The sequence below is a fragment of the Paenibacillus sp. 102 genome (genome assembly GCF_039549175.1).
Taxonomy (GTDB): Bacteria; Bacillota; Bacilli; order Bacillales; family Bacillaceae_G; genus Bacillus_A.
In genome coordinates this window covers 204362-217075 of sequence record NZ_JBCGHT010000002.1, presented here as the reverse complement: position 1 = coordinate 217075, position 12714 = coordinate 204362, and the positions used below count along the sequence as shown (strand labels likewise).

At 36.4% G+C, this 12714-nt stretch carries 12 protein-coding genes and 1 riboswitch; of the genes, 8 read left to right on the top strand and 4 right to left on the bottom strand.

From position 1 onward, the window contains the following. Nucleotides 1-85: 85 nt before the first annotated feature. The 5 genes from AAIE21_RS07005 to AAIE21_RS06985 all read left to right on the top strand — a co-directional run bounded on the left by AAIE21_RS07005 (nt 86) and on the right by AAIE21_RS06985 (nt 5737). A complete protein-coding gene (locus tag AAIE21_RS07005) occupies nt 86-1225 on the top strand; it encodes a THUMP domain-containing class I SAM-dependent RNA methyltransferase (RefSeq protein WP_343266106.1) in 1140 nt (379 codons plus the stop codon). A 62-nt stretch (nt 1226-1287) separates the two neighbouring features. Then, nucleotides 1288-1473, top strand: a complete 186-nt coding sequence (locus tag AAIE21_RS07000; RefSeq protein ID WP_343266105.1) for a DUF3921 family protein — start codon at nt 1288-1290, stop codon at nt 1471-1473. Between the two features lie 135 nt (nt 1474-1608). After that, nucleotides 1609-3546 carry an ATP-dependent DNA helicase gene (locus AAIE21_RS06995; protein ID WP_343266104.1) on the top strand — a complete coding sequence of 646 codons (1938 nt, stop codon included), beginning with the start codon at nt 1609-1611 and terminating at the stop codon, nt 3544-3546. A gap of 98 nt (nt 3547-3644) precedes the next feature. Next, nucleotides 3645-5162, top strand: coding sequence for a carboxypeptidase M32 (locus AAIE21_RS06990; RefSeq protein ID WP_343266103.1), 1518 nt, complete (start codon nt 3645-3647; stop codon nt 5160-5162). 86 nt (nt 5163-5248) lie between these two features. Further along, the gene (locus AAIE21_RS06985) at nt 5249-5737 is read left to right on the top strand and encodes a GNAT family N-acetyltransferase (RefSeq protein ID WP_343266102.1); all 489 of its coding nucleotides are present in this window, start codon (nt 5249-5251) and stop codon (nt 5735-5737) included. A gap of 44 nt (nt 5738-5781) precedes the next feature. On the opposite strand, the gene AAIE21_RS06980 is transcribed toward AAIE21_RS06985, so the two are convergent. The 3 genes from AAIE21_RS06980 to AAIE21_RS06970 are packed head-to-tail and all read right to left on the bottom strand — an operon-like array spanning nt 5782 to nt 8077. Continuing rightward, entirely contained in the window at nt 5782-7431 is a 1650-nt protein-coding gene (locus tag AAIE21_RS06980; RefSeq protein ID WP_343266101.1) for a b(o/a)3-type cytochrome-c oxidase subunit 1, read from the bottom strand. Then, nucleotides 7428-7901 carry a cytochrome c oxidase subunit II gene (locus AAIE21_RS06975; RefSeq protein WP_343266100.1) on the bottom strand — a complete coding sequence of 158 codons (474 nt, stop codon included), beginning with the start codon at nt 7899-7901 and terminating at the stop codon, nt 7428-7430. The genes AAIE21_RS06980 and AAIE21_RS06975 overlap by 4 nt, the downstream gene beginning before the upstream one ends. Nucleotides 7902-7930: 29 nt before the next feature. Further along, a complete protein-coding gene (locus tag AAIE21_RS06970) occupies nt 7931-8077 on the bottom strand; it encodes a cytochrome c oxidase subunit 2A (RefSeq protein ID WP_343266099.1) in 147 nt (48 codons plus the stop codon). A gap of 298 nt (nt 8078-8375) precedes the next feature. Here AAIE21_RS06970 and AAIE21_RS06965 point away from each other — a divergent pair, with 298 nt between their 5' ends. The 3 genes from AAIE21_RS06965 (at nt 8376) to pbuX (ending at nt 11372) form a co-directional block, all read left to right on the top strand. After that, nucleotides 8376-9122: a type I methionyl aminopeptidase gene (locus AAIE21_RS06965; protein WP_343266098.1), complete on the top strand. Its 747-nt coding sequence runs from the start codon at nt 8376-8378 to the stop codon at nt 9120-9122. A gap of 123 nt (nt 9123-9245) precedes the next feature. Beyond that, nucleotides 9246-9347, top strand: a riboswitch (purine riboswitch). A 106-nt stretch (nt 9348-9453) separates the two neighbouring features. After that, on the top strand, nt 9454-10047 hold the full coding sequence (locus AAIE21_RS06960) for a xanthine phosphoribosyltransferase (RefSeq protein ID WP_343266097.1): 594 nt from the start codon (nt 9454-9456) through the stop codon (nt 10045-10047). Between the two features lie 2 nt (nt 10048-10049). Continuing rightward, nucleotides 10050-11372 (top strand): xanthine permease PbuX, encoded by a 1323-nt coding sequence (gene pbuX / locus AAIE21_RS06955; RefSeq protein ID WP_343266096.1) that lies wholly within the window; start codon nt 10050-10052, stop codon nt 11370-11372. Nucleotides 11373-11389: 17 nt separating this feature from the next. On the opposite strand, the gene AAIE21_RS06950 is transcribed toward pbuX, so the two are convergent. Next, on the bottom strand, nt 11390-12553 hold the full coding sequence (locus AAIE21_RS06950; RefSeq protein WP_343266095.1) for a DUF418 domain-containing protein: 1164 nt from the start codon (nt 12551-12553) through the stop codon (nt 11390-11392). Nucleotides 12554-12714: the final 161 nt, after the last annotated feature.

Here is a 12714-nt window from a genome sequence, read left to right as displayed (position 1 = left end):
TAAGAGAATGCTTCGTAATATTTAATAATTAGTAGAAGGAATAATTCTTAATTATTGTTTGATTATACATAAGAGGTGAATGAAAATGGGAAAAGTTACTTTAATTGCAACAGCCGCGATGGGTATTGAGGCTTTAGTTGCGCGAGAAGTTCGCGATCTTGGTTATGAATGCCAAGTAGAAAATGGAAAAGTAACGTTTGAAGCGGATATAAATGCAATTTGTCGTACCAACTTATGGCTTCGTACAGCCGATCGTGTGAAAATTAAAGTTGGGGAATTTAAAGCAACAACATTTGATGAGTTATTTGAAAAGACGAAAGCGTTAAATTGGGGTGATTATATTCCGGAAAATGGTGAATTTCCTGTTATTGGAAAATCATTAAAGTCAACATTATTTAGTGTTTCAGATTGTCAACGTATTGTGAAAAAGGCTGTCGTTGAGAAATTAAAGACAACGTATAGACGTACAACTTGGTTTGAAGAAGATGGTCCTTTATTCCGTATCGAGATTGCAATGTTAAAAGATATTGCAACATTGACAATTGATGCGAGTGGTGTTGGTCTTCATAAAAGAGGATATCGCCTTGAGCAAGGGGAGGCACCATTGAAAGAAACATTAGCTGCAGCTTTAATTAAACTTACAAATTGGAAACCAGATCGTCCGTTTGTGGATCCGTTTTGTGGATCCGGAACAATTCCAATTGAGGCAGCTTTAATTGGTCAAAATATTGCTCCTGGTTTTAACCGTGAGTTTGCATCTGATGCCTGGGGATGGATTGGCAAAGAAAATTGGCGTGAAGCTCGTCAAGAAGCTGAAGATTTAGCGAATTATGACCAACCATTACAAATTATTGGTTCAGATATCGACCACCGCATGATAAGAGTTGCACAAGAGAATGCGGATGAAGTTGGACTTGGCGACTTAATTTCATTTAAACAAATGCAAGTAAAAGATTTTACAACAAAAGAGGAATATGGCTATGTTGTAACGAATCCTCCATACGGAGAACGTTTAAGTGAAAAAGCGCTTGTTGAAAAATTATATAAAGAAACGGGAGAAGTATTCCGTCCATTAGATACGTGGTCCATGTATTTATTAACGAGCTATGAAGCGTTTGAAAAATGTTATGGAAAAGATGCATCGAAAAAGCGTAAACTATTTAACGGTTTTATTCGTACAGATTATTACCAGTACTTTGGTAAACGCCCACCTCGCGATTCATAGTATAAAACCTCTTCCCACCGCATATACTGGCTATTATGTAATGTGCAAAAGGAGGAAGAGATATGGATGGTTTCCAATTTTCAATGATTCAAAAGGCCATTCATCGTACGTATGATGAGCTTGGAAAAGAAATTGATTTTCAAGGTGTAGCAGCAGACGAAATACAAAAAGCACAGGAAGAATATTTATCCGCATTATCACATGAGACATTAATTGATAAGCGTTATTTAAAGTCATTAATAGAGTAAAAAAGTTTTCCTTTATACAAAGGAAAATTTTTTTCGCTCATTTCTATGTATTACAACAGGGGAAAGCAACTGCCTATTTTTAAATAGCAGTTGCTATATCTTTTTATAGAAAAACTTTTTGGTTGGAGGCTAAGGATGTTTACTGAGAAGAGATTACCATTTGAAGTAGGGAAACAAGATAATTTTTATGATAAGTTGAATGAGTGGATTGGAGATGTATTTTACGATATCCTCCCGGAAAAAGGTTTTGAAGAACGTGATGAACAAATTTTTATGGCGTTCCAATTAGAACGAGCGTTTCAAGAGAAGAAAGTTATGTTCGCGGAAGCGGGTGTAGGAACGGGGAAAACAATTGTATATCTTTTATATGCAATTTGTTATGCACGTTATACAGGGAAGCCAGCTATTATTGCTTGTGCAGACGAAACGCTAATTGAGCAGCTTGTAAAAGAAGAAGGGGACATTGCTAAATTATCAGAAGCATTAGGATTATCTGTTGATGTCCGTTTAGCAAAATCAATGGATAATTATTTATGTTTACGTAAACTTGAAGACGTAATGAGTGGACGAGCTCCAGAAGTAATTGAAGACCTATATTATGAATTACCTCAGTTTGTATTTGATCATGGAACAATGCAAAACTTTACGCATTATGGCGATCGAAAAGAGTTTCCGTTATTAAATGACGAAGAATGGGCAAAGGTATCTTGGGATTATTTCCAAGACTGCTTTACATGCGATTCTCGTCACCGTTGTGGTCAAACGCTCTCCCGTGAACATTACCGAAAAGCAGCTGATTTAATTATTTGCTCTCAAGATTTCTATATGGATCATATTTGGACATATGATGCTCGTAAGCGTGAAGGTCAAATGCCACTTTTACCAGAAAGTAGCTGTGTTGTCTTTGATGAAGGACACCTTGTGGAATATGCAGCGCAAAAGGCACTAACATATCGATTAAAACAAACGATGATGGAGCAACTATTAACAAGATTATTACAAAATGATATTCGTGAAGAGTTTGCTCATTTAGTAGAAGAGACAATTTGGCAAACAGAGCGTTTCTTCGATGTGTTAAAAGAAAGTAAAAAAGAAATTGCTGGATCAGATCGTTTAGAAATTACAGTAACAGAAAAAGTGACTACAGAAGCGAAACGACTTTATGCAAAAATTGCTGAAGTTGGTGACGCACTTGTATTTGAAAGTGAAATGCACACAGTAAACACATATGATTTAAACATTGTTGATGAGCACTTAGATGTATTAGAGAATTCACTTCGTCTCTTTATGCATGAGAAAAATGTAATTACATGGGGAGAAGAAGGCGACGGTGCTTTCACATTGGTTATTATGCCACGTGCGGTAGAAGAAGTATTACAAGAAAAAGTGTTCTCTAAAAAAATCCCGTACATTTTTTCTTCTGCTACACTATCTGAAAATGACTCGTTTGCATTTACAGCAAATAGTTTAGGGATAAAAGACTATTTATCATTCTCAGTAGCTTCTCCATTTGATTATGAAGAACAAATGAAAGTATATTTACCATCATATAACCAGGAAAATGAATGGGAAAGAAAATGCCAGTATACGCTTGAGAACATTCAAAAAACAAATGGGCGTACGCTTGTATTATTCCGTACTACACAAGAGCTTGCAGCATTTAAAGAATACGTGAATAAAGAGCAGATGTCCGTTCCGTTTTTATATGAAGGAGATCAAGAGATTAGCCAGCTTGTTTCACGTTTCCAAAATGAAGAAGAGACTGTACTTTGTGCTGTCCATTTATGGGAAGGTTTAGACATTCCAGGCTCTTCACTGTCACACGTTATTATTTGGTCACTACCATTCCCTCCAAACGATCCTGTTTTTGAAGCGAAACGTAAGCATGTTAGTGATCCGTTTTGGGATGTAGATGTACCATATATGATTTTACGTCTTCGTCAAGGAATTGGTCGCTTAATTCGTACGAGCGAAGATAAAGGTGCTATTTCCTTATTCTTGTCAGAAAATGAAAATGAAAAGGTTATTGAGGCTGTAAAAAAAGTGCTTCCAGTAGAAGGTAAGGTATTGTAAAAGCTTAGCGTTTGCTAAGCTTTTTTCTTTCTACTAGAAAAGGATTTTGTATCTTTATGTCGAAATAAAGGTGAGGTAGAAAAAGGAGGCAATAGAATATGACAATCGCTACATATGAAGTAGAAAAAGAATTTTTAGCTCATGTGAAAAAGATAGAAAATTATGGAGAAGCATTGAGCCTTATATTTTGGGATTTACGTACAGGTGCACCGAAACAAGGTGTAGATCAACGCTCTGAAGTAATAGGAATGCTTTCATCGGAGGTATTTTCACTATCAACTTCTGATGAGATGGGAAGATATTTAAAAGAATTAGAACAGCTAATAGTAGATAATAAAATTTCTGAAACAACAAAAAAAATTGTAGAAGAGTGCCGTAAAGAGTATGATCGAAACAAAAAAATTCCACAGGCCGAGTATGAAGAGTTTGTCAAATTACAAGCAAAATCGGAAAGTGTTTGGGGAGAAGCACGTGAAAAATCTGATTTTGAAATGTTCCGACCATACTTAGAAAAAATTGTTGAATATAAGAAGAAATTTATTACATATTGGGGTTATGACACTTATAAATATAATACGCTTTTAGATCTGTATGAGCCAGGTATTACAGTAGAAGTATTAGACCATGTGTTTGGACAACTACGTGAACGTATTGTTCCGCTTGTAAAAGAAATTTCAGAGTCCAATAAAGAATTAAAAACGAATGTTTTATTTGAACATTTTTCAAAAGAACAACAAAAGAATTTCACTTTAGAGCTACTAAAACAATTAAATTATAATTTCGATGCTGGCCGTCTAGATGAAACGATACATCCTTTCGAGATTACATTAAATAGAGGGGATGTTCGTATTACGACTCGTTATGATGAGAATGACTTCCGTATGGCAGTTTTCGGAACAATTCACGAATGTGGACATGCTGTATATGAACAAAATGTCTCAGAAAAACTGGAAGGAACGCCGCTTTGCAGTGGTACATCGATGGGAATTCATGAATCGCAATCGCTATTCTTTGAAAACTTTATTGGGCGTAATAAATCGTTCTGGAAGAAAAATTATGATGTATTGAAACAATTTAGTGATGGGCAGTTTGAAAATATGTCTGTAGATGAATTTTATGATGCTATTAATGAATCAAAACCCTCCTTTATACGTATTGAGGCAGACGAACTTACATATCCTCTTCATGTTATGGTACGTTATGAGCTTGAGAAAGAATTATTTGATGGAACATTAGAAGTAAAAGACTTGCCGGCAGCATGGAATGATAAGATGGAAAGTTATTTAGGTATCCGCCCAGAAACGGATGCACAAGGTGTGTTGCAAGATGTACATTGGTCAGATGGATCATTTGGCTACTTCCCATCTTATGCACTTGGTTATATGTACGCAGCGCAATTTAAACATAAGATGATAGAAGAAATTCCAAACTTCGATGCATTGCTAGAAGAAGGAAATGTGACGCCAATTCGTGAATGGCTTACAAAAAATATTCACCAATATGGTAAAACAAAAAAACCATTACAAATATTAGATGATGTAACAGGTGAAGGGCTAAATGCGAATTATTTAGCGGATTATTTAGAAGCGAAATATAAAAAGATTTATGGGTTATAAAAAAGAGAAGGAGCTGCCTTATGTGCAGCTCCTTTTTATGAATTAATATAGTACTGTATACGTGCGTTACTTAAGGAGGAAGAAGAGTGAATTATACTTTTGAAGTGATGACACAAGAGCAAGCAGAAGAAATTGCATATAATTGGCATTATGAGGACAGGTATGCCTTTTACGATATGGAAGCTGATCAAAAAGATTTAGCGGAGTTTTTAGATCCTACAATACGTGGAGAAACAATTTTTGCTGTTAGTGAGAATAATCAGCTTATTGGATTTTTTAGTTTTACTAGAGTAGATATTCATACAGTGGATATTGGACTTGGAATGAAACCAAAACTGACTGGAGATCGCTTAGGATTGGCATTTATAAAGGCAGGTCTAGCTTTTTGTGAAAAGAAGTATCAGCCGAAGTATATAACGTTATCAGTGGCAACGTTTAATGAAAGGGCCATAAAAGTTTATAAAAAAGCAGGATTTGAAGCGGTTGGTACGTTTATTCAAGCGACAAATGGGAGTTGCTTTGAATTTTTAAAAATGATGTATTCGATTTCAGCCTGCAGGTGCATGATTAAATAGCTATACTCGAAACAAAGCAGAGGGGATAGCCCTCTGCTTTTAATCTACCATAATTTAAACCCTTTTGAACCAGGCGGAGCATTTTGTATCATATCGATAAACGGAATGGTATAAGCAAATAAAATAAGTAGCGCTGTAATGCCAATCCAAAGCTTCCAATTATCGAAAACCATCGGTGTACGTTCAGATGCATCGGCTACTTCACCGATTGGGAACTCAGTTTGTCCTTTTGGCGCGAAGAAGACCAGGTCTACATAAATGATGAGCGCAATTACAATGCCAACGAATAAAATGGATCCTCCGACTGCTTGGGCAATTTGGTATGGAATCCATTCGAGTGCTTGTTGTGAATTTCCATAGGTAGAAAAAGCAGAACGGCGAGGTGCTCCGAGTAGTCCGGCAAAGTGCATACCAGCAGACATGAAGAACATACCGATAGCCCACACGCAAGTTTGAATCATAGCGAGTCGATTCATTTCTTTTGTCATGACGCGTCCTGTTAGATGCGGAATTAACCAGTAGGCGATTCCGAAAAATGTTAATACAACAGAGGTTGCCACTGTTAAATGGAAATGTCCTGTTACCCATACAGTATTGTGAACGACTTGATTTAGTTGGTTACTTGCATTAACAAGCCCACCAGCACCAGCTGGAATAAACATTAACATACCGACGAATGGGGCGAAAAATCTAGCCTCTCCCCATGGAAGCATACGAAGCCATCCAAATAGTCCAGTAGCTCCTTTTGAGCGTCCAAACTGTTCAAAAGTTGCAAATAAGGAGAATGCAGTCATTAAAGAGGGAATAACAACCATAAATGTTAAGACAACTTGTAAGTATTTCCATCCAGGGTCAATACCTGGTTCGGTTAATTGATGGTGAAATCCTACAGGCATAGAAAAGAGTAAAAATAAGATAAATGACAAACGAGCTAGTGAGTCACTGAAAATTTTACCACCAATAATTTTCGGTATAATGACATACCAAGCCATATAGGCAGGGAGGAGCCAAAAATAAACGAGTGGATGACCGAAGTACCAAAATAATGTTCGACTGACTAAGACATCGATTTTGTCAGTAAGTCCCAGACTCCAAGGGATAAATTGGATAAGTGCCGCAGCTGCAACACCGAGCGTTGCAACGAGCCATAGTGCCATTGTTACAACGGCCATAAAGCTAAGTAATGGTCCGATTTTTCCTTTGTTTTGCTTTTTCCATGTACGATACTGAGCAAGCATTGCAAAGCCGCTGAACCAACTACCAACAATAACAAGAGTAAGCCCGATGTAAAATCCAGGGTGTGCTTGTAACGGAGCATAGAACGTGTAAAGTACAGTAGCTTTATTGAGTAGAATAAAAATAGCAGTAATTGTTGTCCCAACGGTCATAAGCCAAAAACCAATCCAGCCTGTTTTTCGAACACCTTTTGATAAGACACCAGTTGTTTTACTCATACAAGCAAATAAGAAGCCGATAATAAAGAACGTTGTTAATACGAGTCCAAGTAAGACGCCATGTGTAGTTAATACTTGATAGTAGCCAATGCCGGCAGGCAAATTGAATTTTCCTGAACGAACGAGAACTTGCAGTAATCCACATAACCCACCTAGAAAAAGAGCAATAAATGCGATATGAATATGAGCCATGGCTAATTTCGCATCTCGTTTACTGATTTTATCTTGTAGTGCAATCATTTTTCGGTCACCTCTACTTTCGCGCTCATCATATGATGGCCAGTACCACAATATTCATTACAAACAATTAAATACTCTCCAGTTTTTTTGAAAACTTGAGAAGCTGTGCTTACATATCCAGGCTCAACCATCATATTAACGTTTGTACCTGCGATTTCAAATCCATGTACAACATCTTTTGTCGCAACAACAAAATCTACTTTTGCGCCTTTGGGTACTTTGATTGTGTTTGGTGTAAAAGAAAAAGCTTGTGAGACAATTGTAACTTGATAATGATTTTCCCCCACTTTTTTAACACCAGGTTGATCAAATGGTGCAGTTGCGTGAACCTTTTCGGGGTCAATTGTAGTTAAACAACTTGGTGGTTTGTTTCCCATATAAAAAGCACTAATTCCTAAAATAGCTAAAAATACGAACAGTGAACCGACACCAAAAACAAGCCAAATTTTTTCGTATTTATGTAAGTGCATATCCCCATCTCCCTTTTTAAACCGATATCTTATAGCCGATTAACAAAAATTTGATAGACACTAAACCATGTGAAAATAATGAAAAAGCCGACAAAAAAAACAGCAGTTAAAGTTCCTTTTAATGAACTTTTTTCAGTCGTTTCGGATTCTGTTTGATGTAATTTATGTTCGCCCATGATAACCCTCCTTGGATAAATGAAATCTTACATTTTTATAATACGAAAAATTTAGATAATTTAACTGCGTTCGAATATGCTTTCAAAAAGTGTTCATTAATACAATAAAAACTATGTCTATAATGAGAACTTGAAAAGTCACGACTTCTTACAAGTTTTGGTATGTGAATTTGTGAAGAAAATGTGAAATGATAACTCTTTTGAAATTCCTAGGAAGGTGTGTATGATTGAATTTGGATAACTTATATCGAGGGGAGTGTAAAGCCCGTGGATAGAAGGATAAATGAGGAGAGATTTAATGATAACGATAAAAACGAAAAAAGAAATAGAGTTGATGCATGAATCTGGGAAATTGCTAGCTTCATGTCATCAAGAAATTGCAAAGATGATAAAGGCGGGTATTACTACACTAGAAATTGATACATTTGTTGAAATGTATTTAGAAAATTATGGTGCAACGCCTGAGCAAAAAGGATATAACGAGTATCCATATGCAATATGTGCGTCTGTGAATGATGAAATGTGTCATGGTTTTCCAACTAATCAACCGTTGCATGAAGGGGATATTGTTACGATTGATATGGTAGTGAACTTAAATGGTGCGCTTGCTGATTCTGCATGGACTTATAAAGTAGGAGATATTTCTCATGAGGCAGAAAAGTTACTACTAGTAACAGAGAATGCTTTATATAAAGGGATTGAGCAAGCGGTAGTTGGAAAGCATGTAGGAGATATTGGCTATGCAATTGAAAGTTATGTAGCTTTGGAGGGGTTTTCTGTAGCAAGGGATTTTACAGGGCATGGAATTGGTAAGGAAATCCATGAGGAACCTGCAATTTTTCATTTTGGAAAGCGAGGTCAAGGACCAGAACTACAAGAAGGAATGGTCATAACGATTGAGCCTATTGTAAATGTAGGTATGCGATATTCAAAAGTAGATTTAAATGGGTGGACTGCAAGGACAATGGATGGGACATTGGCAGCGCAATACGAGCATACGGTAGCCATTACAAAGAATGGACCATTTATTTTAACGAGCTTATAAGAGAGAAAAAAGATGTAAGAGTTTTCAAAACTCGAACAAAAAAGATGTTTTCGTAAAATTTGTACGGTTTTTTTATTAGAAATACTTTTCAAAATAAAAAAAGTACGTTATAATCCATCTATAAAATAAATAGTTAGCTACACTCATATAATGGCGGGGATATGGCCTGCAAGTTTCTACCGAAGTACCGTAAATACTTTGACTATGAGTGAGGACGAATATATTGCTGGTTTGGCATTCTTTTTTGCGAAACTCCAAAAGCGCGTCTCTCACTTGTAACGAGTGGTGGCGGCTTTTGGAGTTTTTTTATTGCATAAGAGGAGGAACAAACATGAAAGTACTACAAGAAAAAATTTTAAATGAAGGAACGGTTTTATCTGGTGATGTATTAAAGGTAGATGCATTTTTAAATCATCAAATTGATCCAGTGCTTATGCAAGAAGTCGGAAAAGAGTTTGCACAGCGTTTTAAAGAAGAGAACATTACAAAAATCGTGACGATTGAATCTTCAGGAATTGCACCGGCAGTTATGGCAGCTTTAGAGCTTGGTGTAAAAGTAATCTTTGCAAGAAAGCGTAAATCGTTAACGTTACAAGATAATATGTACGTTGCAAAAGTATACTCATTTACAAAACAAGAAACAAATGAGATTTCATTATCTAGAAATCATATCGATGAGAACGATCGTGTCTTAATCATTGATGACTTTTTAGCAAACGGTCAGGCTGCTTTAGGATTAATGAGTTTAGTGGAGCAAGCTGGAGCAAGTATTGCAGGAATTGGAATCGTCATTGAAAAAGCATTTCAAGATGGAGGAAAGAAACTGCGTGAGAATGGTGTTCGTGTAGAATCACTTGCAGAAATTGCATCACTTGATAACGGTACTGTTACATTTGTTCAGCATGAGACTGCGGAGGTGAAATAGTCATGAAGCAACACCCATTTAAAATCGCATCCCTTGGCGTGCAACATATGCTTGCGATGTACGCAGGAGCAATTATTGTTCCGCTTATTGTTGGCGGGGGACTTGGCTTAAATCAACGAGAATTAACATACCTAGTATCCATCGATTTATTAATGTGTGGTGTCGCAACGATTTTACAAGCCTTATCGAATCGATTTTTTGGAATTGGTCTTCCCGTTGTACTCGGTTGTACGTTTACAGCAGTTGGACCAATGATTGCAATCGGTAAACAATACGGTGTTTCTTCCATATATGGAGCGATTATTGCAGCAGGATTATTCGTTGTTATTTTCGCAAAGCTATTCGGAAAGCTTGTCAAACTATTCCCGCCTGTTGTAACGGGTTCCGTTGTTACAGTTATTGGAGTTACATTAGTTCCGGCAGCGATTAATGATATGGCTGGGGGCTTAGGTAGTAAAGATTTTGGTAGTATTGAGAACTTATCATTAGCATTCGGTGTATTACTATTTATTATCATTATGTATCGTTTCTTTGATGGTTTTATCCGTTCTATTTCTATTTTACTTGGTCTTTTATTTGGTACGATTGTGGCAGCATTTATGGGGAAAGTAAGTTTACAAGCGGTTGGAGAAGCAGATTGGTTTCATGGCATTCAGCCGTTTTACTTCGGTACACCAACATTTGAATTAACACCGGTAATTACGATGATTCTTGTTGCTTGCGTTGGGATTGTAGAAGCAACTGGTGTGTATTTTGCCTTATCGGATATTTGTAATAAAAAGATTGGTGAAAAAGAGTTAACAAAAGGTTACCGTGCTGAAGGGTTAGCGATGATTTTAGGCGGGATTTTCAATGCCTTTCCGTATACGACGTATTCTCAAAACGTAGGTCTTATTCAATTAACAGGTGTACGAAATCGCGTTATCATTTATACGTGTGGTGGTATGTTAATCGTACTTGGTTTTATTCCGAAAATTGCAGCTATCACAACGATTATTCCAAAACCGGTGCTTGGTGGTGCTATGCTAGCGATGTTTGGTATGGTTATGGCATATGGTATTAAGATGTTAAGCAGTGTAGACTTTGCAAAACAAGAAAATTTATTAATTATAGCATGCTCCGTTGGTATTGGACTTGGCGTAACAGTCGTTCCAACGTTATTCTCTCAGCTTCCAGAAAGTATCCGTATTTTAACAGATAACGGAATCGTACTTGGAAGTGCGTCAGCTGTACTTTTAAATATTGTATTTAATATGGTTCCAGAGCGTAAAGTGAAAGAAAAAGAAGAGCAAGTTCCAGTACAAAGTGCTGTAAGGCAAGCATAAGTAAAAGCAAGGTCTCGTCACGAGACCTTGCTTTTCTTTTTGATTGGCATCAATTTCCCATATGTACCAAGGCGCCAAATGTATTCAAGTGGGCCATACTGATAATGAGAGAGCCACCAGCGGCTAATAAAGATTTGTAGTGTATAAAAACTAATACAAAATAGCGGGCCTATCCATAATGGAACCGGTAAATAATTTTTGAAAAATAGACCGAACGCAATCAATGTAATTACTGTGTGTGAAATGTAGTTTGTTAGTGCCATTCGCCCTACATATTGGAAAGGCTGTAATAATTTTTGCCATTGCTTCTTTTGTAATAAACGCATAAGTGTGAGGATGTAAAAGATAAATAAAGTTTTCCCACTAAACATTGTAAAACCACTCATGTAGATTGGTTCATAAGGCTGTTTTGTTACAAAGTAACGAATCATAAAGAACCACATTGGAAGTGTTAAGATAAACATAATGATTTGCCACTTTTTTAGTTTGGAATCTAATTCTTTTGCTCGGCGGAAAATGTCTTTTTTGCCAGCGTATAAGCCGAGTAAGAATAAACCAACTGTTTCTGGAAGCATTGAAATGTTTAACCCAATGGATTCAGAGTAAAAGGCATGCAAGCGATCTTGTACTTGTACGCTCCAATTTTCTAATGGCATAATGGGTAGAGAAGATGTTAATTCTTCTATTGGTATAAAAGCGATCATGATGCTAGCTAATAACATAAATAGTTGGAAAAGACTTAATAGAATCAATGAACATACTAAAATGGTATGTGGTTGTCTTTTGTAAAATAATAATAAGAAAAACCCCGCAATTGCATAGCTATGTAAAATATCACCATCCCATAAAAGGACGTAATGCAAGAAGCCGAATAATAATAAAATGAGAAGTCGACGAACGAATAATGTTTTTGGATGATCTGTTTTCGCTTCAGCACGCTGCATAAAAATGAAAAAGCCTAATCCAAACAAAAATGAAAAAATAGTATAAAATTTTGTTTGAATAAACATGTCATAAAATAGGCGAATATAGCTGTCTAACCCTTCATAACTTCCTGTAATGTCACGAGAATCAACACCAGCAATCACGGGCCAGTTAACGAGAAAAATACCGAATACAGCAATTCCTCTAATAATATCAATAGAATGAATCCTCTCGCCTTGTGAAATGTTTTGTGTCATTGTTTTCCTCCTTTAAATAAATCTCTTTTATTATACAATAATGTAAAGAAAAGGAGAGAGGGGAATTTCCAGTTTTTGAAACTGTTAAGATGTTTGTTATGAGATATAATAAGGATGCACAGCAAGTTTTTCACTCCTTTAAAACAGGTAGTAAAGAAGCT